Source organism: Pseudomonas sp. TE12234, from assembly GCF_054061835.1.
In genome coordinates this window covers 37045-60554 of record NZ_JBSSEP010000020.1, presented here as the reverse complement: position 1 = coordinate 60554, position 23510 = coordinate 37045, and the positions used below count along the sequence as shown (strand labels likewise).

At 61.4% G+C, this 23510-nt stretch carries 23 protein-coding genes; 14 read left to right on the top strand and 9 right to left on the bottom strand.

Going from position 1 to position 23510, the window contains the following annotated elements:
- The first annotated feature begins 333 nt into the window (after positions 1-333).
- The 8 genes from ACVWYU_RS25295 to ACVWYU_RS25260 all read left to right on the top strand — a co-directional run bounded on the left by ACVWYU_RS25295 (position 334) and on the right by ACVWYU_RS25260 (position 7512).
- A complete protein-coding gene (locus ACVWYU_RS25295; RefSeq protein ID WP_457373975.1) occupies positions 334-1185 on the top strand; it encodes a sugar phosphate isomerase/epimerase family protein in 852 nt (283 codons plus the stop codon).
- 14 nt (positions 1186-1199) lie between these two features.
- Positions 1200-2270, top strand: a complete 1071-nt coding sequence (locus ACVWYU_RS25290; RefSeq protein WP_457373974.1) for an isopenicillin N synthase family dioxygenase — start codon at positions 1200-1202, stop codon at positions 2268-2270.
- Positions 2271-2316: 46 nt separating this feature from the next.
- Entirely contained in the window at positions 2317-3111 is a 795-nt protein-coding gene (locus ACVWYU_RS25285) for an ABC transporter substrate-binding protein (protein WP_090323182.1), read from the top strand.
- Between the two features lie 64 nt (positions 3112-3175).
- Positions 3176-4723 (top strand): amino acid ABC transporter permease/ATP-binding protein, encoded by a 1548-nt coding sequence (locus tag ACVWYU_RS25280; RefSeq protein WP_457373973.1) that lies wholly within the window; start codon positions 3176-3178, stop codon positions 4721-4723.
- A 42-nt stretch (positions 4724-4765) separates the two neighbouring features.
- On the top strand, positions 4766-5554 hold the full coding sequence (locus ACVWYU_RS25275; RefSeq protein ID WP_457373972.1) for an SDR family oxidoreductase: 789 nt from the start codon (positions 4766-4768) through the stop codon (positions 5552-5554).
- A 239-nt stretch (positions 5555-5793) separates the two neighbouring features.
- Entirely contained in the window at positions 5794-6315 is a 522-nt protein-coding gene (locus ACVWYU_RS25270) for a cupin domain-containing protein (RefSeq protein ID WP_248915107.1), read from the top strand.
- A gap of 160 nt (positions 6316-6475) precedes the next feature.
- Positions 6476-7147 carry a class I SAM-dependent methyltransferase gene (locus tag ACVWYU_RS25265; protein WP_457373971.1) on the top strand — a complete coding sequence of 224 codons (672 nt, stop codon included), beginning with the start codon at positions 6476-6478 and terminating at the stop codon, positions 7145-7147.
- 167 nt (positions 7148-7314) lie between these two features.
- Positions 7315-7512 (top strand): hypothetical protein, encoded by a 198-nt coding sequence (locus tag ACVWYU_RS25260; RefSeq protein WP_247256793.1) that lies wholly within the window; start codon positions 7315-7317, stop codon positions 7510-7512.
- A 49-nt stretch (positions 7513-7561) separates the two neighbouring features.
- Here the strand turns inward: ACVWYU_RS25260 and ACVWYU_RS25255 are convergent, their stop codons facing one another.
- From ACVWYU_RS25255 to ACVWYU_RS25245, 3 genes are all read right to left on the bottom strand, one after another.
- Positions 7562-8620 carry an NAD(P)H-dependent flavin oxidoreductase gene (locus ACVWYU_RS25255; protein WP_457373970.1) on the bottom strand — a complete coding sequence of 353 codons (1059 nt, stop codon included), beginning with the start codon at positions 8618-8620 and terminating at the stop codon, positions 7562-7564.
- 105 nt (positions 8621-8725) lie between these two features.
- Positions 8726-10243, bottom strand: coding sequence for a CoA-acylating methylmalonate-semialdehyde dehydrogenase (locus ACVWYU_RS25250; RefSeq protein WP_457373969.1), 1518 nt, complete (start codon positions 10241-10243; stop codon positions 8726-8728).
- 139 nt (positions 10244-10382) lie between these two features.
- Positions 10383-11060: an MOSC domain-containing protein gene (locus ACVWYU_RS25245; RefSeq protein ID WP_457373968.1), complete on the bottom strand. Its 678-nt coding sequence runs from the start codon at positions 11058-11060 to the stop codon at positions 10383-10385.
- A gap of 113 nt (positions 11061-11173) precedes the next feature.
- Here ACVWYU_RS25245 and ACVWYU_RS25240 point away from each other — a divergent pair, with 113 nt between their 5' ends.
- Positions 11174-12061, top strand: a complete 888-nt coding sequence (locus ACVWYU_RS25240; RefSeq protein WP_090323195.1) for a LysR family transcriptional regulator — start codon at positions 11174-11176, stop codon at positions 12059-12061.
- A 156-nt stretch (positions 12062-12217) separates the two neighbouring features.
- On the opposite strand, the gene ACVWYU_RS25235 is transcribed toward ACVWYU_RS25240, so the two are convergent.
- The 5 genes from ACVWYU_RS25235 to ACVWYU_RS25215 form a co-directional block, all read right to left on the bottom strand.
- The gene (locus ACVWYU_RS25235; RefSeq protein ID WP_457373967.1) at positions 12218-13210 is read right to left on the bottom strand and encodes an NAD(P)H-dependent flavin oxidoreductase; all 993 of its coding nucleotides are present in this window, start codon (positions 13208-13210) and stop codon (positions 12218-12220) included.
- 3 nt (positions 13211-13213) lie between these two features.
- A complete protein-coding gene (locus ACVWYU_RS25230) occupies positions 13214-13768 on the bottom strand; it encodes a cytochrome b (RefSeq protein WP_248915113.1) in 555 nt (184 codons plus the stop codon).
- Positions 13769-13827: 59 nt separating this feature from the next.
- Positions 13828-15501, bottom strand: a complete 1674-nt coding sequence (locus tag ACVWYU_RS25225; protein WP_090323199.1) for a cation acetate symporter — start codon at positions 15499-15501, stop codon at positions 13828-13830.
- Positions 15498-15812: a DUF485 domain-containing protein gene (locus ACVWYU_RS25220; protein WP_457373966.1), complete on the bottom strand. Its 315-nt coding sequence runs from the start codon at positions 15810-15812 to the stop codon at positions 15498-15500. The genes ACVWYU_RS25225 and ACVWYU_RS25220 overlap by 4 nt, the downstream gene beginning before the upstream one ends.
- Before the next feature lie 215 nt (positions 15813-16027).
- Positions 16028-17263, bottom strand: a complete 1236-nt coding sequence (locus tag ACVWYU_RS25215) for an MFS transporter (RefSeq protein ID WP_390955593.1) — start codon at positions 17261-17263, stop codon at positions 16028-16030.
- 250 nt (positions 17264-17513) lie between these two features.
- On the opposite strand from ACVWYU_RS25215, the gene ACVWYU_RS25210 reads away from it, so the two are divergent.
- The 5 genes from ACVWYU_RS25210 to ACVWYU_RS25190 all read left to right on the top strand — a co-directional run bounded on the left by ACVWYU_RS25210 (position 17514) and on the right by ACVWYU_RS25190 (position 22892).
- Positions 17514-18542: a D-cysteine desulfhydrase family protein gene (locus ACVWYU_RS25210; protein WP_457373965.1), complete on the top strand. Its 1029-nt coding sequence runs from the start codon at positions 17514-17516 to the stop codon at positions 18540-18542.
- 242 nt (positions 18543-18784) lie between these two features.
- Positions 18785-19447 (top strand): glutathione S-transferase family protein, encoded by a 663-nt coding sequence (locus ACVWYU_RS25205; RefSeq protein ID WP_457373964.1) that lies wholly within the window; start codon positions 18785-18787, stop codon positions 19445-19447.
- Positions 19448-19683: 236 nt separating this feature from the next.
- Positions 19684-21060, top strand: a complete 1377-nt coding sequence (locus ACVWYU_RS25200; RefSeq protein WP_457373963.1) for a pyridoxal-phosphate dependent enzyme — start codon at positions 19684-19686, stop codon at positions 21058-21060.
- Positions 21057-22235 (top strand): trans-sulfuration enzyme family protein, encoded by a 1179-nt coding sequence (locus ACVWYU_RS25195; RefSeq protein ID WP_247256782.1) that lies wholly within the window; start codon positions 21057-21059, stop codon positions 22233-22235. The genes ACVWYU_RS25200 and ACVWYU_RS25195 overlap by 4 nt, the downstream gene beginning before the upstream one ends.
- Positions 22236-22385: 150 nt before the next feature.
- Positions 22386-22892, top strand: a complete 507-nt coding sequence (locus ACVWYU_RS25190; RefSeq protein ID WP_457373962.1) for a PaaI family thioesterase — start codon at positions 22386-22388, stop codon at positions 22890-22892.
- A 36-nt stretch (positions 22893-22928) separates the two neighbouring features.
- On the opposite strand, the gene ACVWYU_RS25185 is transcribed toward ACVWYU_RS25190, so the two are convergent.
- Entirely contained in the window at positions 22929-23498 is a 570-nt protein-coding gene (locus ACVWYU_RS25185) for a nucleotidyltransferase family protein (protein ID WP_457373961.1), read from the bottom strand.
- Positions 23499-23510 lie beyond the last annotated feature (12 nt).

Here is a 23510-nt window from a genome sequence, read left to right as displayed (position 1 = left end):
TGGGACTCTTCAAAATGATGCCTCAACAGTGGCACTTTGCACCAATAGCGAGCGTAGACACCTGCCCATCGACAAAATGCCGCCTGAAAATCGTGGTCATTAGCTAGCTATTTGTTGACGAAACTCTGAAGTATTCATTTGAACTTTCAGATTCTTTCGCGCCGCCGCCTGTGCCTAACATCGGCCCCACAGCGAACAGGCCACGGCAGCGCTGAGTGGGAGCCATCACGCAGAGACCCGACTCGAAGATCCTCTGTCGTTGCCGGCCCTTGATTGCCGTCCGGCTCCGCTGAAGTGCAGTTGCAGCAGGCCCAGGATTTTTGAGGATCACCAATGAAGCTGGAAATTTTCCGCACGCTGTGGGGCTACACCGCCAGCAAGGCCCAGGCGCTTGAAGAGCTGCTGCAGGCCGGCTTTGACGGAATGGAAGCACGCCTGCCACTGGACGCCCGGGAACGGGCCGAGTTCGCCGCTTTCCTCCAGGCCAATCGCGTCGGCTACATCAGCACCGTCTTCACCGCGTACGACGTGCTGCCGGACCAATCCGCGACGCCGGCCGTTCACCTCAATGACCTCGAGCAGAAACTCGCCTGGGCCGCCGAGCTCAGCCCACGTTTCGTCAACGTGCTGGCCGGCAATGATCGCTGGTCCCTGGCACAACAAGTGGAGTTCTTCGGTCAGGCACTGGAACTGGCGCGCAAGCACGGCCAGGTCTGCAGTTTCGAAACCCACCGCTCGCGCTCGCTGTTCAACCCCTGGGTGACCCTGGAGTTGATCCGGCAACTGCCCGACCTTTTGTTCACCAGTGACATCAGCCATTGGGTGGTCACTTGCGAGCGCCTGTTGAATGACCCGGCCGATGATCTGAGCGCCTTCATCGAGCGGGTTCACCACATCCAGGCCCGGGTCGGCTATGACCAGGGCCCGCAAGTCCCGCACCCGGCGGCGCCGGAATATGCCAAAGAACTGGCCTTTCATCAGCAGCACTGGGAAAGCATCTGGCGCTCGCAACAAGCCCGCGGTTACCAGGTCAGCACCCTGACCCCGGAATTCGGCGCCGACGGCTACCTGCATCACTTGCCCTTCACCAACGTACCGGTCGCCGACCTGTGGTCGTTGAACGTGTGGATGGGCAAGACCGAGCGTGAACACTTCAGCCGTTTCAGCCACTCAAGCCATCCTTAGGGAGCCGATGCGTCATGCCTGACAATAAAAACAACAGCGTTAGCACTGACACACAGACAGCCAATTTCAAGCAGATCCCGGTGGTCAATATCGCCGGTCTGTTCAGCTTTGAGCTGGAACACCGCCTGGCCGTGGCCGAACAATTGGGGCGCGCCGCCAGCGACGTCGGGTTCCTCTACATCACCGATCACGGTGTCGATCCGCAGCTGATCACCAACCTGCGCAAGGCGGCCAAGGACTTCTTCGCCCAGCCCTTCGACACCAAGATGCAGCACTACATCGGCACCTCGAAAACCCACAAGGGCTTTGTCCCCGAAGGCGAAGAGGTCTATTCCAAGGGCAAGCCGGACCACAAGGAAGCCTTCGACGTCGGCTTCGAAGTCCCGGCCGATGACCCGCTGGTGCTGGCCAGGACCCCATTGCTGGGGCCCAACGACTGGCCAGCGCTGCCAGGCTTCAAGGCGGCGGTACAGGCCTACTATGAAGCGATCTTCGCCTTGGGTCGGCGTCTGTTCGGCGGCTTCGCCCTGGCCCTGGGCCTGGAAGAAAACTATTTCGACAGCCTGGTCACCCGCCCGCCGTCCAAGCTGCGCCTGATCCACTACCCCTTCGACGGTGCCGCCCATGACGCACCGGGCATTGGGGCGCACACCGATTACGAGTGCTTCACCATCCTCCTGGCCGACAAGCCAGGCCTTGAGGTGATGAACAATCTTGGCCAATGGATCGATGCACCACCGATTGCCGATGCCTTTGTGGTCAACATCGGCGACATGCTTGAAGTGATGACGGCCGGCGCATTCGTGGCGACGGCGCACCGGGTACGCAGCGTGAGCGAAGAACGTTATTCCTTCCCGCTGTTTTATGCTTGCGACTATCACACCCAGATCAAGCCACTGCCCGCCTTCGCACAGGCCGGCCAGGAGTACGAAGAAATCACGATAGGCGAACACATGTATGGCCAGGCGCTGCAGACTTATCAGTACCTGCGCCAGAGGGTGGCCAATGGAGAAGTACAAATGCCAGAGAAGGCACGCAAACCCGCCAGTTTCGGACATTTAAAAAATCAGGCCCAACCGTCCTGATCAACCTTTCCAGCCACACCCTTACCTACGCCGGAGTCTGTAAACAATGACAAATAATAAAAACACCCTGTTGCGCATGACCGTATTGGCAGCCGGCATGCTCAGTGCTTCGTTGAGCATGGCAGCAACAGACACCTTCAAGGTCGGCATGGAAATCACCTACCCACCGTTCGAATCCTACGACAAGGACAAAAACGTGGTGGGCTCGGACCCGGAACTGGCCACCGCCCTGGCCAAGCACCTGAACGCCAAGGTGGAGTTCGTCGACACCAAGTTCCCAAGCCTGATCCTGGGCCTGAACTCCGGCAAGTACGACGCCATCATTTCCGGCATGTACATCACCCCGGAGCGCCAGACTCAGGCCCAGACCATCGCCTATGCCAATACCGGCGCCGCAGTGATGGTGCCCAAGGGCAGCGAGATCAACGCGAAAAAGCCTGAAGACCTGTGCGGCTTGAAACTGGGCCTGGAACAGGGCACCACCTGGGTCAAGGAATTCAAGAAGCTCTCCGATGAGTACTGCGTGCCGAACAACAAAGGCGCTATCACCGTCAGCGAGTACCCTTCTGCGCCGGAAGTGACCCAGGCCCTGTTGTCGAAGAACATTCAGGCCCAGGTTGAAATCGCTGGCGCGGCAAAAATGATCGCGGAAAAGACCAATGGTCGCGTGGTGATCACCACCGAGCACCCGATCTATCAGCAGACCCTGGGCATCTTCGTCAAGAAAGGTAACGACGAAACCTTCCAGGCGGTGCAAAAAGCGTTCGAAGAAACGAAAAAAAGCGGCGAATACGCCGCTATTCTGAAGAAATATGGCTTGGAAGAACCGACTGCCAACTAAGTACGTGTCCTTGTAGTCCGGTCATCTGCCGCCCGCGCATTCGGGCGGCAGATTGAGGTGCCCTATGCAATTCGATTGGTCGTATTTTTTCTCCCTGTTCTCCCTGCCGGACTTCTGGAAGGCCTGCGTCACGGTCATCCAGCTCAGTGCCCTGGCCTGGTTCATCGGCATGCTGCTGGGCTTTCTCCTGGCGACGGCGAAGCTGTCACAGTCGCCCTTGGTGCGCGCTCCCGCGGCGGCCTACATCTGGTTCTTCCGCAGCATCCCGTTGCTGGTGCTGGTGGTCTTCGTCTACAACTTGCCGCAATTATTTCCCGGTAGCGGCCCGATTCTGTCCGACCCGTTCTACTCCGGCTTGCTGGCCCTGGTGGTCACGGAAGCGGCGTACATGGCCGAAATCCACCGTGGCGGCCTGATCTCCGTGGCCAAGGGCCAGAAGGAAGCCGGGCGCGCGCTGGGTGTCGGCCTGTTCGGCATGCAACGCTTGATCGTGATCCCACAGGCATTCCGTATCTCGCTGCCGACGCTGATCAATGAATACATCACGGTGGTCAAGCTGACGTCGCTGGTCTCGGTCATCTCCCTCACCGAGATTCTCACGGTCGGCCAACGCCTCTACGCGACCAACTTCCTGGTCATGGAAACCCTGGCGGCGGTCGGGGTGTATTACGTGCTGATCGTCACCGTGTTCGGCTATTTCCTGCAGCGTCTGGAACGCTACCTGGACCTCAACTTCCGCAAGCCGCACACCCTCGACGCGGCCGCCGTGGCCAAGCTCAAGGCCTGCGCCGAAGCCTTGCCCGACAACGCACCCAAGGCAGCCGGCAGCAACAACACGCCGATCCTGCAACTCAAGAACATCCAGAAGAGCTACGGCACGCACAAAGTGCTGCTGGGTATCGACCTGAATGTCGAATACGGTCAGGTGGTTTCGATCATTGGCCCGTCCGGTTCCGGCAAGACGTCGCTGATCCGCACGGTCAACGGCCTGGAAAGCATCGATACCGGCGACATTCTGTTGTTCGGTGAAAAATTCATCGAGCCGTCGGACAAGCCCAACAGCGCCCGCCTGCGCAAAGGCGTGCGGCACATCGGCATGGTGTTCCAGAATTTCAATCTGTTCCCCCACCGCACCATTCTCGACAACGTCACGCTGGCGCCGCGTTACCACGGCATCCCGGGCGAGCTGAGCGAACACCGTGCCTATGCGCTGCTGGACAAGGTCGGCCTGCTGGCCCATGCCCACAAGTACCCGCACCAGCTCTCCGGCGGGCAGCAACAACGCGTGGCGATCGCCCGCGCCCTGGCAATGGAACCGCAGATCATGCTGTTCGACGAACCGACCTCGGCCCTCGACCCGGAACTGGTCAACGACGTGCTGAACGTGATTCGCGACCTGGCCAAAGAAGGCATGACCATGGTGATTGTCACCCACGAAATGGACTTCGCCATGTCGATATCCGACCGTGTGGTGTTCATGGAGAACGGCAAGGTCCAACTGGATGCTGCACCTGAAACCATTCGATGCGATCCTGAAGGAGAGCGAGTGCGGCGCTTCATGGGCATCAGTGTCCAATCGCCGAACCTGGCTGCCGCCGTGAATCATGCGTAGGCAATCACTTACTTTGAGCTTCCTTCTTTCAGGAAAACACCTATGAATCTTGGAATAGCCGGACGCTGGGCGCTGGTATGCGCGGCCAGCAAAGGACTGGGCAAGGCCTGCGCACAGGCACTCGTCAACGAAGGCGTGAATGTGGTGATCACTGCCCGAGGCGAACAGACGCTGAATGAAACCGCCCGTCAGCTCAGGGCCAGCAATCCTGACGTGACGGTCATCGCCGTGGCCGGTGACATTTCAACGCCCGAAGGCCGGGCGACCGCGCTGCAGGCCCATGAGCATTTCGATATTTTGATCAACAACGCGGGCGGCCCGCCTCCCGGGGATTTCCGCGACTGGAACCGTGACGTCTGGCTCAAGGCGCTGGATGCCAACATGCTGACCCCTATCGAGTTGATCAAGGCTACGGTAGACGGTATGGCCGCACGCGGGTTTGGCCGCATCGTCAACATCACCTCGAGCGCGGTGAAGTCCCCCATCGAAAGCCTGGGTCTGTCCAATGGCGCACGCAGTGGCCTGACCGGGTTCATCGCAGGACTGGCCCGACAGGACACCATTGCCAGTCGCAATGTGACGATCAACAACCTGCAACCGGGCTCATTCGACACCGATCGGCTGCGTGACAACCTGGTCGCGGCGGCCGATGAGTCGGGGCAGGACAGTGAGGCATTCCTCGATGAATGCCGCAGCGAAATCCCTGCCAGGCGCTTTGGCTCACCCGAGGAGTTCGGCGCGCTGTGCGCCTTCGTCTGCAGCAGCCATGCCGGCTACCTGACGGGGCAGAACCTGTTGATTGACGGCGGGGCCGTTCGTTCCAGCCAGTAATAATGGCCGACAACACAGCGATGCCGGCGAAGGACTTGATCACGCCGGCATCGACTGCGTAGCGGCATGCTTGACACCGTTGTTGACACAACGCCTTCGCCGGCAAGCCGGTTCCTCAAGAGATCCAGGGGTTTCTGCACCTTTTCAGAGTATTTGTTGAACGACCCGAGAGCCCTGGATGTCACTCCTGAATGGTGACTCTAAATAAAAAGGGCTCTTGAAGTCGCGGAGGATCTCCGATGGACAGGTCGCAAGCTGTCGATACTCCCTTGCAAACCCTGCTGCTGCAACGCAACGGTTGGGTGCCGAACAACCCTCGCCTGCCGGTGCTGATTTACATCAAGGCGATTGCCGCTGAAGGCAGTGACCCGGCGGCCTTGTTCGAGGAAATATTCAACGCCAATGGCTGGCCGCCGCAATGGCGCGACGGAATTTACGATTATCACCACTACCACACTCAGGGCCATGAAGTGCTGGGCATCGCCAGCGGCTACGCTCACGTGATGCTCGGCGGCCCGGAAGGTCGGGTATTGGAAGTCAGCGCCGGCGATGTCTTGCTGTTGCCCGCCGGCACCGGCCACTGCAATCTGAGGGCCAGTGATGACTTTCTGGTGGTTGGAGCTTACCCACCGGGCCAGCACGCCGATATCTGTCGCAAAGCACCGAGCCCCGAGCAACTGCGAAACATTGAGCAGTTGACGTTTCCGGAGCAGGATCCAGTGCCGGGCCAACCGGGCGCGGTCAGGCGTTATTGGATGTGAGCTGCGCGCACAGGTAATCCCCTTGCTTGTGCGCGTCATTGAAGAGGCGACTACAGTTTCAACGGACGCTGCGCCGTCGGCTCAGACGCCGCCAGCCCGACGCGGACAGGGCAACGTCGCCTCACCCGCCCTTTCACCATCAACTGCTTCGGACAACGAAATGCCCGCCCCGGAATCCACTCTGCTGCAAAGCTGGAACCACAACGCCCAGGCCTGGATCGAAGCGATCCGCACCGGCGCCATCGAAAGCCGCCTGAATGTCACCAACCAGGCCATCGTGCTGGCGGTGCTCGGCCGCCAACCCGAACGCGTGCTCGACCTGGGCTGCGGTGAGGGCTGGCTGTTGCGCGAGCTGGAAAAACGCGGCATCGACGCGGTCGGCGTGGACGGTGATGCGACGCTGGTCGAGGCGGCACGAGCGGCGGGCACTTCGCAGGTGCATCGGGCGACCTATGAAGAATTGGTGCAAGCCAGGGTAGACATCGGTCGCGACTACGACCTGATCTGCGCCAACTTCGCCCTGCTGCATCAGGACATTATTCCCCTGCTGGCCGCCATGAACGCCCTGCTCGCCCCTGGCGGCGCGCTGGTGATCCAGACGCTACACCCCTGGGCCGTGGCCGCCGGCGACTATCAGGACGGCTGGCGGGAAGAGACTTTCGCCAGTTTCAAAGGGCCGTGGCAACCCATGCCGTGGTACTTCCGCACCCTGTCCAGCTGGCTCAATGCACTGGATATGGCCGGCTATCGCCTGGCCAGCCTGCAGGAGCCGCAGCACCCACAAAGTCCGGTGCCGCAGTCGTTGCTATTGGTGGCCGAACAGCGGCAGTGAGCTGCCTTATCACATCCCGGAACAGTGACTGTCCCGACAAGTCACCGAGGGCCTGCCAACCGCTGGCTTACTTGTCATAAATTGTCTCAGTTAAGCCAAATGAAAGGATTGAATTAGTTACAACCTGGCGTTATTGATTAGTTTCAAACAACTACAAGGAAGTCATCATGTCAGGCGCAAAACCAAAGGCACTCACCGCTGGCCGGGCCCTGAACGCCAAGGCTGGCAAACGTTTTGTCGCGGTATCCGCGGACATCGAATTGATTGCGGCGCGTGGCCCGAGTCCGGCAGATCTGTACCTTGAAGAAGAATTCAACAACCTTTCGAAATACAATTCCCAGAACCGTGCAACCGGCAGTCAGTAATTCAGGCGGCGTTCCGCCGATGGTCGTTAAGGATAACGCGTGCTGACCGCTAAACAACGCAGCACTTCATCTGCGCCACCAGCCAATTCACCAATGCCGCCGCGGGCATTTCCCGAGCCAGTGGCGCGCCCTGCCCGGCCCATTGCACGGCAAACTCCGTGTTGCCCATGGCGTTTGCCGCCGCATTGAGGGCTTTGTTGGCGTCGTAGGTCAGCGGATAGTCCGGCAGCACCGTGGCACTGGCCTCCAGCGAGGTGAAGTTGCGATTGACCATCCCCCGGGCAGGTCGGCCGGAAATGACGCTGGTGACCCGAGTCTGATGGGCCCGCGGGCCTTTCAAGGCCTCTCGATAAGCGCTGTTGGCGGCAGACTCGGGGCAGAGAATGAACGCCGTCCCCAACTGCGCGGCACTGGCACCCAATTGCATCACCGCGTTGATGCCAGCGCCGTCCATGATGCCGCCCGCGGCGATGATCGGCAGTTCGCAGGCGCCACTCAGCAGCCGCACCAGGGCAAATGTGCCCATCTCGCTGTCCTCCCGCGGGTCGAACACCCCGCGATGCCCGCCGGCTTCGTAGCCTTGCGCCACCAGCGCATGCACACCGGCGCGCTCTGCCATCTGCGCCTCGGCCAGACAGGTCACGGAGCACAGCAGAATGATGCCGGCCTCCTTGAGCGCGTCGATGGCCGGTTGCGGCGGCAAGCCGAAATGGAAGCTGACCACCCCCGGTTTTTCTTCCAGCAGCATCTGCAACATGGCCGGGTCTTCGACGAACGAGGTGTAGATCTCACGCAGCGCCGTCGGCGCAGTCGCATCGAATTCGCTGAAAAAAGGCGCAAGAACGCCCAGCCACTGCGACTCCCGAACAGGGTCATGCTCGGCAGGTCGATGGCAGAACAGGTTCACGTTAAACGGCTTATCCGTCAGAGCAGCCGTCTCGCGCAACATGTCGCGTGCCTGCCCGACGCTGCTTGCCCCGATACCAATGGAACCCAATCCACCCGCATTCGATACTGCCGCCGCGAGCCTGGGCGTGGAGACACCGACCATGGGCGACTGGAGGATGGGCCGTTCAATGTTCAGCAGGGACAACAGTGAATTGGACATAGTGCGTACCTTGGAAAAAATCGGGAGCGAGGAGTTCGCCCCCCGGGACAACGGACGGCGTGCAAGCCCGCGCCTACACGCCCTCCAACCCAAAAACGTCAATCCTTACCTGGAGGTCGGCATGGCGAACTCGGCGCCCTTGGCGATGCTGTTCGGCCAGCGCTGCATGATTGATTTCTGCTTGGTGTAGAAGCGCACCCCCTCTTCGCCATAGGCATGGGTATCGCCGAACAGCGAGCGCTTCCAGCCGCCGAAACCGTGCCAGGCCATGGGCACGGGGATCGGCACGTTGATGCCGACCATGCCCACCTGAATGCGGCTGGCGAATTCACGGGCGATGTGGCCGTCACGGGTGTAACACGCGGTGCCGTTGCCGAATTCGTGGGCATTGACCAGGTCGATCGCTTCGGCAAAGTCCTTGACGCGCATGCAGGCCAGCACCGGGCCAAAGATTTCCTCCTGGTAGATCTTCATGTCGGCGGTGACATGGTCGAACACCGTGCCGCCGAGCCAGAACCCTTCGGCACAATTCGCACCGGCCTGCCCGCCGTCAAAACCACGACCGTCGACCAGCAACTCGGCCCCTTCCCGAATACCCTGCTCGATGTAGCCGGTAATGCGCTGGTGCGCCGCTTTCGAGACAATCGGGCCCATCTCGGCCGCGAGGTTCATGCCCTCGAGGATCTTCAGCGTGCGGGTTCGCTCCACCAGTTTCGGCATGACTTTGTCGGCAACGTCACCGACGAACACCGCCACCGAGATCGCCATGCAACGTTCGCCAGCGGAGCCGAAAGCCGCGCCGATCAGTGCATCGACCACCTGGTCGATATCGGCGTCGGGCATCACCACCATGTGGTTCTTCGCCCCGCCCAGCGCCTGCACGCGCTTGCCGTGGCGGGCACCGGTCTCGTAGATGTGGTTGGCGATCGGCGTCGATCCGACAAAGCTCACGGCCTTCACATCCGGATGTTCGAGCAGCGCGTCGACTGCTTCTTTATCGCCCTGCACCACGTTGAACACGCCATCGGGTAACCCGGCCTCCTTGAACAGCTCGGCGATCAACAGCGAGGGCGAAGGGTCGATCGGACTCGGCTTGAGCACGAAGGTGTTGCCGCAGGCGATGGCCACCGGGAACATCCACATCGGCACCATCACCGGGAAGTTGAACGGGGTGATGCCGGCGACCACCCCCAGCGCCTGGCGCATGGTCCAGTTGTCGATGTTGGTCGAGACCTGCTCGGTGTAGTCACCCTTGAGCAACTGCGGAATGCCGCAGGCGAATTCGACCACTTCGATACCGCGCGTCACTTCGCCCTGGGCGTCAGTGAAAACCTTGCCGTGTTCGCGGGTGATCATCCGCGCCAGGGTGTCGCGATGCTCGTTGAGCAACGCCAGGAACTTGAACAGGATGCGGGCGCGGCGTAGCGGCGGCGTTGCCGACCAGGCCGCAAATGCAGCCGCTGCCGACTGTACCGCGGCGTCGACTTCCGAGACATTGGCCAGGGCCACCTTGCCGATGACCGAACCGGTGGCGGGGTTGGTGACGTCCTGGGTGCGACCGGAGTGACCTGGTGTCGTGCGGCCGTGAATGTAGTGGGCGATCTCTGCTGGCTGGTTGCTCATGGCGGGTGTCCCCTGGTGATGGATAAAAGCCATCTCTTGTTGTTGTCAGGTGCCAGGCGGGCGGTCTGCGTGTCTGGCAGGGCCAAGGTAGGCCCGCCAGTGAATCATGTAAAATGATGATTAATGATCTTATGGATCACTAATCGTGAGAGCTTTTCCGCAGCCAGTTCGCCCGTTGTGTCAGGCGCCGCTGCCAGTCGTCCGCCAGGCCAAGGGTTGCCGCCAATGCCAGCAGATCGTCGATCACCGGCCGATGCGACAACTGCACTTGCCAGAACTGGTCGATGGAAAAGCGTTCGGTGTGCCTTTCCAGCAGTTCGAACCGGTCCCCCGCTTCGATGAAACCCGGCTGGAGAACCCGGTAATACCACCCGGTGATTCGCTCCCTGGCGACAAACATCGACATGTGCTCGGCATCGAAACGGTGATTGATCTTCCAGCACGGACTGCGCGGCTGGGACACCTGCACCAGGCTGCTGCCGATCCGGAATACGTCACCGATATGCACGCTGTATTCGCTGAGCCCAAGGGCCGAAATATTCTCGCCCAGACTGCCCGCCACCAGTTGCCCGGCGCTGTGGGCAAAGGCTTGCGCCAGTCGCTCGTAATGCTGCGCCGCATAGTGATGCAGCGCTTTTTCCGGGCCGCCGTGCACCCTCGTATCACCGTGCTGGTCGCCGACAATGCCGTGCAACTCCACACGGGCCGGGCCTGTGATTCGGCGTTTGAACAGGCCTGTGCGTTGACCTTCGGGCTGCAACACTTCCAGCCCTCCGGCAAAGACATGGTCGATTCTGGAAGTCAGTGTCATTGTCATCGTCGAATCGGGCTCATCAGTTGGTTTCGCGCACTTTACTAACCGTCGTAAACGGCCGTAAAGTGATCGATAAGCATGCACTCAATCACTTTTTATGATGCCTGGAGACGTTCATGGAAATGCGCCAACTGAAAATTTTCTGCGCCGTGGCTGAACTGGGCAGCTTCACCGCCGCTGCGGTGCAGGTGAATACGGTGCAGTCCAACGTCACCATGCGCGTGAAAGAGCTGGAGGCCGAACTGAACCGGGAACTGTTCATCCGCAAGAAGTCCGGGGTGGTGCTGACCTCGGCGGGTGAGACGTTTCTCGGCTATGCGCGGCGCATCCTGCAACTGACCGATGAAAGTCGCAGCGCGCTGATGGACACCGGCAGCCCGACCGGTTTGCTGCGCCTGGGCTCGATGGAAACCACCGCCGCCATCCGTTTGCCGCAAGTGCTGACCAAGTACCGCGAGCAATATCCTGACGTCCAGTTGTCGCTGCTGACCGGTACGACAGTGGAGCTGATCAAGGCGATTGAAGCCCATCGCCTCGACGGCGCCTTCGTCGGCGGCTTCCACCAGAATTCGGCGCTGGCCCAGGAAGAAGTGTTTTCAGAGGAACTGGTGCTGGTCAGCAGCAATCACTTCGAAACGCTACCCGCGCTGATCGAGAAAATGCCCCAGCAAACCGTGCTGGTGTTCCGCACGGGCTGCTTCTATCGCTCGACCCTGGAAAACTGGTTCTATCAGGTCGGCCTGGTGCCAAACCAGATCATGGAGCTGGGCACCCTCGACGGCATCCTCTCCTGTGTCGCCGCCGGCATGGGCGTCACCCTGTTGCCCAAGGCCATCGCGGAAAGTTGCAGCGTACGGCATGCGATTCGCTGCCACACGCTGCCGCCAGAGTTCGCCAAGGTCTCCACCGTATTCATCCGCCGCAACGATTCGATGATCACCTCGGCCATGAGCGCCTTCATCGGCCTGGCACAACAGCAAATAGCCCGCCCGGCTGTGGTGTAAATCGGCCCTGTATAGCGGCCTCAACAAATACCCCCGGCAGGAGCCAGCCTGCTGGCGATGAACTCCAGTGCGCCGCGCTTATCCAGATCACACGCGTTATCGTTGACGACCATCGCTGCGATGCGCCGACCCGACAAGCCGGCGCCCACAGTGGGATCAGCTATGCATCCGGAGTTCCGGCTCGACCAATGACCAGGGATGCACCGGGTTTGTCGTCACCGGCAATCCGAGCACCAGCTCCGCCACGCGCTCGGCAGCGGGCACGACACTGTGGATCTTGCCCACCCCCTGCCCCGCGTACAACGACAGCTTTTTTGCCATTCGCGGCTTGTCGATGGCGCGGGCGCCGCCACCGATGAAGCGCAGCAGGTTCCACTTGTCGCGGTTGGGTATTACCCGGTGCGGCGTGCCCCAGGTCCAGCCGAACGAGTAGCCGGTTCGGTACTCGGTGTCATCGGTGGTCGCCTCGACGATCTTCTGTTTGTACAGCGGATGGGCATTTGACTCCTCGGTGGCGATGAACGCCGTGCCCACCACCACCCCGCCAGCGCCGAGCGACATCAATGCGCTTACATCCTCGCCGTTGACGATACCGCCAGCCGCCAGCACCGGCCGGCCCTCGCAGACGGCCAGGATCGACGTCAACAACGGCATGATGCCAATCGTGCCGCGATTCAAATGCCCGCCACTCTCACTGCCCTGGGCCACGATGATGTCTGCGCCCTGAGCGATGGCAATTTGGGCCAGCTCCACCGACCCCGCTTGCACCATGACCACCAGCCCGGCGTCTTTGGCCCGGGCAATCATGTCGGCGGCATACTTCTCGGCGTAGAACAGGGACAGCAGTTTGGGCTTCTCCTTGAGGATCACCTGAAACTGCGCCTCGAACACATCCGGCCCGCCAAACTGCGGCACCAGGTTGACGCCAAAGGGCTGATCGGTAAGCCCGCGGGTTTCCTGGATCCAGCGGCGCAAGGCCAACGGTGGCAAGCGCAAACCGCCAATCACGCCCATGCCCCCGGCATTGGCCACCGCAGCGACCAGTGGCGGGCCGGAAATCGCCGCCATCCCGCCGAGGAAAATCGGGTACTTCACGCCGCAGAGCCGGGTGATGGCGTTACCGGCAAAATCGAATCTGGCTTCGTTCATGACTCACAGCTCCACATGTTTTCCAAGCATCCGCTTGAGCGTGTTGTTCTTCAGGAGAAAGTGATTCTTGACCGCACCGAACACATGCAGGGCAAGGCCGGCGAGGAAGGCTGACGCACCGATGTTGAACAGCAGGTCGACGACGTCCTTCAACACCGCGTTGACCGGCAGCAATGTCGGCATCGACCATCCGCCCGGCAGCGTCACCCCCTCGCCGGCAGCGGCCCGCGAAGCCCACACGGCCACCGGCAGCAGCACCATGGCCAGGGCGAGTGCCACCGCCACCGAGCGGCTGATGATCACTTCGATGGGATTGGGCGTGCCCACGGGCAGTGGATGGTAAGAGGTGATCCGGGCCCAGAAGCGGTAGATCGAGACGAGGAACAACATCAGGCCCAACAGGTTTTGCACCCTGCCGAGCTCTGTCCGCAGTGCCTCGCCGGAGGCGTGACCGATGGCCAGTTGCAGGCCGAAAATCCCCAGCAGCGCGAACGCGACGACCCAGTGCAGGGCGACGGTGACAGGGGAAAATCTCAGGCCATTGTCTTTTAGTTGCATGGCTGACTCCGTTTGCAAAATGCGCAAAACAGCAAAGGTATGGGTTGGGCGAATACGCCTCAGTGGCTGACCGCTTGCGATGCACCGAGCCCGGTCCGGGCGCGGATCAACTGATCATCGAAACGCGCTCGCTCAAGCGCTGCGCCGTGACTGCGATCGGTCACCGACCCCAGCCAGGTGAAGAAGAACGCCACGTTCATCGAGATGATGGCCGGGTAGTCGTACGGGAAAATCGCCTCGGGATTGCCCAGTACCTTGACCCATACAGCGGGCGAGAGAATGACCAGACTGACCGCGCTCACCAGGCCGGCGACGCCGCCGATCAATGCGCCGCGTGTGGTGAGCCCTTTCCAGTACATCGAGAGCACGAGGATCGGAAAGTTGACCGAAGCCGCCACGCCAAAGGTCAGCGCCACCAGAAAGGCGATGTTCTGATCCTTGAACAGAATCCCCAGCACCACGGCGACGATGCCGATGCCCACCGAAGCGATGCGCGACACACGACGTTCATCCCCGGCATCGGCACGGCCCTTTCTGATGACCATCACATAGAGGTCATGGGAAATCGCCGAAGTGCCCGCCATGGTCAATCCGGACACCACCGCCAGAATTGTCGCGAAGGCGACGGCGGAGATGAAACCGAGCAACAGATCCCCGCCCACGGCTTTGGCCAGGTGCATCACCGGCATATTGCCGCCGCCGATCAGCTTGCCGCCGACAATCCCCGACTCGTAGAAGGCCGGGTCCTGGCCGACGATGACGATGGCGGCCAGGCCCAGCACGGCCACGATCAGGTAGAAAAAACCGATGAAGCCCGTGGCGACGAATACCGACTTGCGCGCCTGTTTGGCGTCCGGAACGGTGAAGAAACGCATGAGGATGTGTGGCAGCCCCGCCGTGCCGAAGACCAGGCCCAAGGACAGCGAGATCAGCGACAGCGGGTCGGCCACCAGTTTGCTCGGCAGCAGAATCCGCTCGCCGTCGTGGTGCGCGGCCACCGCTTTCTCGAACAACAGATCGAAGGAAAAGCCGAACTTGCTCAACGCCAGAAACGCCAGCAAGGTGCCGCCCAATAACAGCAAGCCGGCCTTGATGATCTGCACCCAGGTGGTCGCGACCATGCCGCCAAAGGTCACATAGACCGCCATCAACAGCCCCACCGCGATGACCGCATAGTTGTAGGGCAGGCCGAACAACAGCTGGATCAACTGCCCTGCCCCGACCATCTGCACCACCAGGTAGAAGCACACCACCGTCAAGGAACCAAAGGCTGTCATGGTGCGAATGCGGTTCTGATCGAGGCGGAACGAGGCGATGTCCGAAATGGTGATGCGCCCCAGATTGCGGATGCGTTCGGCAAACAGAAACAGCAGCAACGGCCAGGCCACAAAGAAGCTGATCGAATACAGCACCCCATCGAAGCCATTGAAGAAGATCATGCTGGTAACACCCAGCAGTGCCGCTGCCGACATGTAGTCGCCCGCCAGCGCCAGACCATTCTGGAACCCGGTGATGCCACCGCCCGCGTTGTAGAAATCATCCATCGATTTGGTCTTGGAGGCGGCCCAGTAGGTGATGCCCAGGGTCGTCACGACGAAGACCAGGAACATGCTGATCGCCGTGATGTTGATCGGTTGCTTTTCGACGTTCTGCAAAACGTCGGCGGCCATGGCGCGAGCCGCGAATGCGCTGAGCAGGACTGGAAGGACGAGGTTGCGAAGGAGGTGTTTCATACGATCACCCCCGCGCGGATTTCTGCGGTCAGTTCATCGAACTCACCATTGGCCCGAAGGATGTAGAGCCCGGTGAACAACCAGGCTCCGATGATGAACGCCATTCCCAGCGGCCAACCGATGTTGATGATGCTGGTGGCGGAAAGCTTCGTCGCCAGAAGGCTGGGCGCAAAGGCCGCGACGAGGATAAACGTGAAGTACGGCACAAGGGTGGCGGCGGTCAGGCCAGCGACGAACCGTCGCTGCCTTGAGACCAAATCCTTGTACCGGGGGTGGTTACGGATTCTGGCTGATTCAGATGCATGGTTCACGTTGACTCCGTGGAGCAGTGGTTGCGTTATTGTTGTTCCACAGCCTCAGATTCGAAGACTCGATCCGCCACTGGCTGCGGTGTCTGTGCACCCTCAACCTATGCCCGCACAATGATCATGTAAAATGATCAATTGTGAATCTCGTGATCGCTTTTGGTGAACCAACTAAACCGCGATGCCTCCTGCTTCAGGCCTTCGCACAGCGCCTGTCCAGGCTACCTTTGAGCGGGCGTTTGTTGCGTGACAGCAGGCGAAGCCTTCACCCAGCCGTTGATCCCGGCACACAGCACCAACAGGGCGCCCGTCACCAGAAACACGTGATGCAAACCGAAATGCGCGCCGATCTGGCCACCGATCAGGGGCCCGATGACCTGTCCAGAGAACTGTGCCGACTGCAGATAACCCAGGACTTTGCCGGTGTTGTGCTCCGCCACCGAATGCCGGATCAGCTTGGCAATGGCCGGCAGCAGCCCGGCAATGCTCATGCCCATCACGCCGCGCAAAATCGCCAGTTGCCACCATTGCGTGACGAACGCCTGGGGCACCATGACCACGCCCGTCACCAGCAAACAGCCGATGATGACGTTCCAGCTGCCGACGCGGTCGGCCAGCGCCCCCAGGCGAGCGGCGGTCAAGATGCTGCCCAGTGCGGAACAGGCCATGATCACGCCGGCAATCCGCGCCTGGTCATCCAGTGCGACGCCAAGGTGACCGATATAGACCGTGATGATCGGCTCGATCGACATGTTGGCCAGCAGCACCATCATCGCGGTGATCAGCAGTGCAGCGATGATCGGCCAGCGTGAACTGACACCTGGCGTCTGGGTTTCTTTGCCCCGGCGAGCACCGTCCGTGGCGCGATCGAAGTCTTCGCGAATGAGCACAATCGTGGTGATCGCCGCCACCGCGATCATCGCGCCACCGACGAAAAACGTGCCGCGGATGCCGACCAACCCAGGCAGGAATCCCCCCACCAGCGGCCCGATCAGGTTGCCCGACAGCGCCCCCGTCGACAGCACGCCCAAGGCCCAGCCGGCCTTTTCCTTTGGCACCTGGGAGCCGATCATCACGATGGAAGCCGAGGCGTAGCCACCGATGAGCCCCGCGATCAGGCGCAGCAGCACCAGATCGGTCACGTTGCGCGCCAGCCCGATCATCGACATCACCACCGCCATGCCAATGGCCGCCCGGATCAGCATCGGTTTTCGCCCATACCGATCGGCCAGTCGTCCCCAGAGAGGCGCGGTGATCGCCGTGCCGAAAAACGTCGCCCCGAATGCCACGGCCGACCATTGCACCACGTCGGCCTGGGAAGTGACGCCCAGCTGTTGCACATAAAGCGGCAGGAACGGCAGCAACATGCTCAGACTGACCAGCGTGGTAAAGGAGCCAAAGACACAGACGGCCAGGTTGCGACGCCAATATGAAAGGTTGCGATCGGCATAGTTCACGAAGGGCACTCCGGTGTCGTACTTGAATTGAAATTTCGGTTCAAGCGGACACTACCCGCGCCCAAGCATCTTCAAAAACGAATTAATTTGATCGGAGCTATCGGTATGAGTGATATGCAGAGCCGGCGTGGGCTGCAGCGCTAATTACACGGTGTATCAACTGAAATTCCACGGCACGCATTTATCTTCGCAGGAGGGCTTAATACAGTGACAGACCCCCTCCGTTCCTTCATTTCACGAGCGAACCCGCATGCCCCATGACTTGAGCCACCTCGACACCGCACTCGCGGCCTACCCCCGGGCGACGCTGCTCGAAGGTCCGACACCGATTCAGAAACTGTCTCGATTGAGCCGTCTGCCCGAGATGAACGGCTGCAATATCTACGTCAAGCGAGATGACCTGACAGGCCTCGGCGGCGGCGGAAACAAGCTGCGCAAACTGGAGTTTCTGCTCGGCGAAGCACTGGCCGAAGGGGCCGACACGCTCGTGACCTGGGGCGGTTTTCAGTCCAATCATGCGCGGCTGACCGCTGCCGTCGCCGCCCAGCAGGGACTGGCCTGCGAACTGATCCTGACGCCGTCGGCGGTGCGCAGCGACGAGGACTTTTGCCACAACGGCAATGTCGTGCTGGACGCTCTGTTTGGCGCGACGGTTCACCGACTTGCCCCCGGCGCCGCGCCCGATGTCTTTGCGGCGCAGCGGGTCGAAAAGCTCAGGCAACAGGGGAAAAAACCCTTTGTCATGCCATTGGGCGGGTCCAGTCCCAGAGGGAGCCTGGGTTACAGCGCCTGCGCGGCCGAGATCCTGCGCCAGGCCGATGCGCTCGATGTGCATTTCGACCGGATCATCGTGCCCAATGGCAGCGCCGGAACCCATTCGGGCCTGTTGGCCGGCGTCACCCTCGCCCACTCATCAACACAAATCGCCGGCTATACCGTGCTCGCTGGCGAAGACCAGGCGGCGACCACAACCCTGGAAAAAACCCGCCAGGTTCTGCAACTGCTTGACCCCGGCGCCACGCTGGCCGAAAGCTCGGTCAGCGTGGACGGCAGCCAGCGCGGCGACGCGTATGGCGCACCCACCGAAGCCATGCTGGAGGCAGTGCGGCTGCTCGCATCCCACGAAGGCCTGCTCGCTGATCCCGTGTACGGTGGCAAGGCCTTCGCCGGCTTGCTGGCGGCGGTTCGCGCCGGCGAGTATCCGGCAGGAAGCAACCTGCTATTTGTGATGACCGGTGGCCTGCCCGGCATTTTCGCCTACCGCAGCGCCTTCGAATAACCGGGCGTCTGTAGGCGCCAGCTTGCTGACGATGGACTCATGTGCGTCGCATTCAACCGGTCTGAACGCGTTTACGTTAACGACCATTGCCAGCAAGGCGCTGCCGAGAGGGATGCTGAATTGGCTGACGCCTTCGCTGGCCGGGCGGTTGTTGATCGTCCGAGCTGTTCGTCAGCCAGCCGCGCGAGTTTGCCGACCCTGGCCAATACTGCAGGGGTCGCCCTGCAAGCCGGAGCTCAAAGATGCCGCTGACTCTTTACTACCATCCGCTGTCGTCCTACTGCCACAAAGTGCTGGTCGCGCTCTACGAACAGGCCATCGAATTCGAAAAGAAGATCATCGATCTCACCAGCGAGGCAGATCGATCAGTGCTCCAGGCGCTCTGGCCCCCGTGCAAATTCCCGGTCATCCGCGATCGCGCGCGCCAGCGCAACCTGGCGGAGTCGAGTGTCATCATCGAGTACCTGGACCACTTCCATGCAGGCCCACACCCGCTGATTCCCGGTGATTGGGACACGGCGCTGGAGGTGCGCCTGTGGGACCGTTTCTTCGACCTTCATGTGCAGACCCCGATGCAGCAGATCGTTGCCGATCGCCTGCGTGCGGCCCATGGAGACCTGACCCGCGAGCGCGCTGCGCTGATGACCGCCTACGGCATGCTCGAACGCCAGTTGGCTGGACGCACCTGGGTCGCCAGCCCGGACTTCAGCCTGGCCGATTGCGCTGCCTGCCCGGCCCTTTTTTATGCCAGCACCCTGCTGCCGTTTCCCGAGGATTGCCGGCACTTGCAAGCGTATTTCGAACGATTGACCCAGCGACCATCGTTCCAGCGGGTCATCGACGAAGCCCGGCCTTACTTTTCGCTCTATCCGTTTGAGAAGGCCATACCGCAGCGATTTCGTTAGGCGCTGACGCCCGCCCGCGCGATGATCCTCCTCTCCCAAAAAGCCGCCCAAACACAGGGAATTCCCCCACCGTCGGGGGCCTTCGGTATTGGCAGACGGCATGACCGACTGGCCGTCTCAGGTTGCGGCTCAGGCAATCCCGGCCTAAGGTCCAAACGAAGATTTGCCGCGAATGGCGCGATGGCGCGCCACTGGTTTCTGTCTTTCCAGTGCGAATTTCCACAGGAGGTGACGACATGCCAAACGACTCCCGCCCCGCCGTACTCGAACTGATCGGTAATACGCCCCTGGTGCGTGTCAGCCGTTTCGATACAGGCCCGTGCACCCTGTTCCTCAAGCTTGAATCGCAGAACCCCGGTGGGTCGATCAAGGACCGTATCGGCCTGGCGATGATCGATACCGCCGAGCGCGATGGCCGCCTGCGGCCCGGGGGCACCATCGTTGAAGCCACCGCCGGCAATACCGGCCTCGGCCTGGCCCTGGTCGGTCGCGCCAAGGGTTACCGGGTGGTGCTGGTGGTACCGGACAAAATGTCTACGGAAAAAGTCCTGCACCTCAAGGCCATGGGCGCCGAAGTGCACATCACCCGCTCCGATGTCGGCAAGGGCCATCCCGAGTACTACCAGGACGTCGCCGCGCGGCTGGCAAAGGACATTCCCGACGCGTTCTTCGCCGACCAGTTCAACAACCCGGCCAACCCGCTGGCCCACGAATGCAGCACCGCCCCGGAGATCTGGGCACAGACCCAGCATGATCTGGACGCCATCGTGGTCGGCGTCGGTTCGGCCGGCACCCTGACCGGGCTGACGCGTTTTTTCAAACGGGTGCAGCCCGAGCTGGAGATGGTACTGGCTGACCCGGTCGGCTCAGTGATGGCCCAATACAGCCGCGACGGCACCCTGCCGACGCCCGGGTCATGGGCGGTGGAAGGCATCGGCGAAGACTTCATTCCATCGATTTCCGACCTTTCCAGCGTGCGCCACGCCTATTCGATCAGCGACGAGGAAAGCTTCGATCATGCCCGGCAACTGCTGCGCGCCGAAGGCATCCTCGGTGGCTCCTCGACCGGCACCTTGCTGGCCGCGGCGCTGCGTTACTGCCGCGAGCAGACCAAGCCGAAACGGGTGGTCAGCTTCGTCTGTGACACCGGCACCCGCTACCTGTCGAAGATCTACAACGACCAGTGGATGTCCGATCAGGGCCTGCTGCAGAGCAAGCGCTACGGCGACCTGCGCGACGTGATCGCGCGGCGTTTCGAAGATGGCCGGGTGATCAGCGTCGGTCCCGATGACACCCTGCTCACCGCCTTCCAGCGCATGCGCCTGGCGGATGTGTCGCAACTGCCGGTGCTGGTCGATGGCCAGCGGCTGATCGGGGTGATCGACGAGTCCGACATTCTGCTGCGTGTGCACCAGGACGCTTCGCACTTTCGCGTGACCGTGGCCAGCGCGATGACCGACAAACTGCAAACCCTGCCACCCGACGCCAGCCTGGCCGAACTGCAGGCCGAGCTCGACCGCGGCCTGGTGGCCATCATCGCCGACGCCTCGGGCTTTCATGGCCTGATTACCCGGTTCGACATGCTCAATCACTTACGGAGATCCCTTGCATGAGTCAGCACGATAAAGACGCCGCACCACAGGGCTTCGCCACCCGGGTGATCCACGCGGGGCAGGCGCCGGACCCTTCCACCGGGGCGCTGATGCCGCCCATTTATGCCAACTCCACCTATTTGCAGCAAAGCCCCGGCGTCCACAAAGGCCTCGACTACGGACGCTCGCACAACCCGACGCGCTGGGCACTGGAGCGTTGCGTGGCCGATCTCGAAGGAGGCACCCAGGCCTTCGCCTTCGCTTCCGGGCTGGCGACGATCTCCACCGTGCTGGAGCTGCTCGATGCCGGCTCGCACGTGGTCTCGGGCAATGACTTGTACGGCGGGACGTTCCGCCTGTTCGACAAGGTGCGCCAGCGCAGCGCCGGGCATCGTTTCAGCTTCGTCGACTTGACCGACCTGGCGGCGTTCGAGGCGGCACTGCAAGACGACACCCGGATGGTCATGGTCGAGACACCGAGCAATCCCCTGCTGCGCCTGTCCGACCTCGCCGCCATCGCCCGCATCTGCCGTGCACGCGGCATCATCTGCGTGGCCGACAACACCTTTGCCAGCCCCTATATCCAGCGCCCGCTGGAGCTGGGCTTCGACATCGTGCTGCACTCGACGACCAAGTACCTCAACGGCCACTCCGACGTGATCGGCGGCATCGCGGTGGTCGGGCACAACCCTGAACTGGCCGAGCGCCTGGGCTTCTTGCAAAACGCGGTGGGTGCGATTGCCGGCCCGTTCGACGCCTTCCTCACCCTGCGCGGGGTCAAGACCCTGGCGCTGCGCATGGAGCGTCACTGCAGCAATGCGCTGGAACTGGCGCAATGGCTGGAACGCCAGCCGCAGGTCGCGCGCGTTTACTATCCGGGCCTGGCGTCGCACCCGCAGCACGAACTGGCGCGGCAGCAAATGCGCGGTTACGGCGGAATGATCTCCCTCGACCTCAACACCGACCTGGCCGGTTCCAGGCGTTTCCTCGAAAACGTCCGGATCTTTGCCTTGGCCGAAAGCCTGGGGGGTGTGGAAAGCCTGATCGAGCACCCGGCGATCATGACCCACGCCACCATCCCCGCTGACACCCGTGCGCAGTTGGGTATCGGTGATGCGCTGGTGCGCTTGTCCGTGGGGGTCGAGGATGTCGAGGACCTGCGCGCGGACCTGGCCCAGGCACTGGCGCGGATCTGACCGATATGAAATAACAGGCACCACTTTTGTGGGAGCGAGCCTGCTCGCGATAGCCGGTGCGAGTCATGCGCTGAGCGCCGGCACAACCCGCTATCGCGAGTACGCTCACTCCCGCAGGTTTTACCGTTTTCATTTCCGGAAGATCGATCCATGCCCAAGCTCGACCTCTCACTGCAAGACACCGCCGCGCCCGAAGGCGTTTGTTTCGGTTGCGGCAGCAGCAATCCCCACGGGCTGCACATCAAGAGCCATTGGCATGAGGATGGCGTGCATGTGATGGCCGAACACCTGCCCGATGCCATGCATTGCGGCTGGCCGGATCTGGTCTATGGCGGCCTGATCGCGATGCTGGTGGACTGCCATTCAAACTGGACGGTGATGGCTTATCACTACCGTGAGGAACAGCGTGAAGTGGCCAGCCTGCCGCGCATCAATTGCGTCACGGGCAACCTGGGCATCAAGTTCATCAAACCGACGCCCATGGGTGTACCGCTGACCCTGCGGGCCAAAGTGGATGGTGAAGTCGGGCGCAAGACCCGGGTTATCTGTGAGGTCTATGCCGGGGACGTGCTCACCGCCATTGGCGATTCGATTTTTGTTCGGGTCGATACCGGGCAACTGGCCGCCGCTGCCCACGGGCAACAGACAAGCCAATAGACGCACTCCCCCGCGCTAGCGCCCTGTTGCAGTCGCTCAGGACGGCTCAGGCGCAACGATCTTCAGCCAGGGCCAGCGAGTCTGATAACTCTTGGCCTTCTGCACGAACAACTCTGGCTGGGGATTCTTGGGATTGATGCGCAGCAGGCCGTGCTCGGTGTCGGCCAGGCCATGGGGCGCATAGACCTCGCCGGTTTCAACATCCAGGCCGATACAGGTCCCGGCGACCAGGTAGCGATCAACCCCGTCCCTGGCCGATTGAAGCTGCGGATAAGCCCCGCCAAACCGCTGGCTGTACCAAAGATGGACCCGCGCCTGATTCTTCATCTCGACGTTGGCTTCCAGGTCGCGGAACAGATGCTGCGCAGCAAGGATGACCTCATTTTCGGCCTCCCACGACAGGTCCTCATCGAAGTAAAAAACGTCGTAGTCTTTCACTCCCCACGCGGCAGGACGCTGCGCCTGCCGGTTCCACACGGCCTGGAACAGGCAGCCGGCGGTAAGCAGGCATTGATTCAAACCCAGTGCAGGCAAACGCGAGGTGATTTCAGCGTTGATCGGATTGGTCATGGCGATGCTGACCAGGCTTTCGACAGTCAATGTCATGTGCTTCGTCCC

What these genes read in the sequence shown, in the direction of transcription:
- ACVWYU_RS25225 (WP_090323199.1), bottom strand. Translation starts at nt 15,501, where the DNA reads ATGAAACACCTCCTTCGCAACCTCGTCCTTCCAGTCCTGCTCAGCGCA.
- ACVWYU_RS25280 (WP_457373973.1), top strand. Translation starts at nt 3,176, where the DNA reads ATGCAATTCGATTGGTCGTATTTTTTCTCCCTGTTCTCCCTGCCGGAC.
- ACVWYU_RS25290 (WP_457373974.1), top strand. Translation starts at nt 1,200, where the DNA reads ATGCCTGACAATAAAAACAACAGCGTTAGCACTGACACACAGACAGCC.
- ACVWYU_RS25195 (WP_247256782.1), top strand. Translation starts at nt 21,057, where the DNA reads ATGAGTCAGCACGATAAAGACGCCGCACCACAGGGCTTCGCCACCCGG.
- ACVWYU_RS25245 (WP_457373968.1), bottom strand. Translation starts at nt 11,060, where the DNA reads ATGACAATGACACTGACTTCCAGAATCGACCATGTCTTTGCCGGAGGG.
- ACVWYU_RS25260 (WP_247256793.1), top strand. Translation starts at nt 7,315, where the DNA reads ATGTCAGGCGCAAAACCAAAGGCACTCACCGCTGGCCGGGCCCTGAAC.
- ACVWYU_RS25265 (WP_457373971.1), top strand. Translation starts at nt 6,476, where the DNA reads ATGCCCGCCCCGGAATCCACTCTGCTGCAAAGCTGGAACCACAACGCC.
- ACVWYU_RS25275 (WP_457373972.1), top strand. Translation starts at nt 4,766, where the DNA reads ATGAATCTTGGAATAGCCGGACGCTGGGCGCTGGTATGCGCGGCCAGC.
- ACVWYU_RS25235 (WP_457373967.1), bottom strand. Translation starts at nt 13,210, where the DNA reads ATGAACGAAGCCAGATTCGATTTTGCCGGTAACGCCATCACCCGGCTC.
- ACVWYU_RS25185 (WP_457373961.1), bottom strand. Translation starts at nt 23,498, where the DNA reads ATGACATTGACTGTCGAAAGCCTGGTCAGCATCGCCATGACCAATCCG.
- ACVWYU_RS25230 (WP_248915113.1), bottom strand. Translation starts at nt 13,768, where the DNA reads ATGCAACTAAAAGACAATGGCCTGAGATTTTCCCCTGTCACCGTCGCC.
- ACVWYU_RS25240 (WP_090323195.1), top strand. Translation starts at nt 11,174, where the DNA reads ATGGAAATGCGCCAACTGAAAATTTTCTGCGCCGTGGCTGAACTGGGC.
- ACVWYU_RS25255 (WP_457373970.1), bottom strand. Translation starts at nt 8,620, where the DNA reads ATGTCCAATTCACTGTTGTCCCTGCTGAACATTGAACGGCCCATCCTC.
- ACVWYU_RS25295 (WP_457373975.1), top strand. Translation starts at nt 334, where the DNA reads ATGAAGCTGGAAATTTTCCGCACGCTGTGGGGCTACACCGCCAGCAAG.
- ACVWYU_RS25200 (WP_457373963.1), top strand. Translation starts at nt 19,684, where the DNA reads ATGCCAAACGACTCCCGCCCCGCCGTACTCGAACTGATCGGTAATACG.
- ACVWYU_RS25205 (WP_457373964.1), top strand. Translation starts at nt 18,785, where the DNA reads ATGCCGCTGACTCTTTACTACCATCCGCTGTCGTCCTACTGCCACAAA.
- ACVWYU_RS25190 (WP_457373962.1), top strand. Translation starts at nt 22,386, where the DNA reads ATGCCCAAGCTCGACCTCTCACTGCAAGACACCGCCGCGCCCGAAGGC.
- ACVWYU_RS25270 (WP_248915107.1), top strand. Translation starts at nt 5,794, where the DNA reads ATGGACAGGTCGCAAGCTGTCGATACTCCCTTGCAAACCCTGCTGCTG.
- ACVWYU_RS25210 (WP_457373965.1), top strand. Translation starts at nt 17,514, where the DNA reads ATGCCCCATGACTTGAGCCACCTCGACACCGCACTCGCGGCCTACCCC.
- ACVWYU_RS25285 (WP_090323182.1), top strand. Translation starts at nt 2,317, where the DNA reads ATGACAAATAATAAAAACACCCTGTTGCGCATGACCGTATTGGCAGCC.
- ACVWYU_RS25250 (WP_457373969.1), bottom strand. Translation starts at nt 10,243, where the DNA reads ATGAGCAACCAGCCAGCAGAGATCGCCCACTACATTCACGGCCGCACG.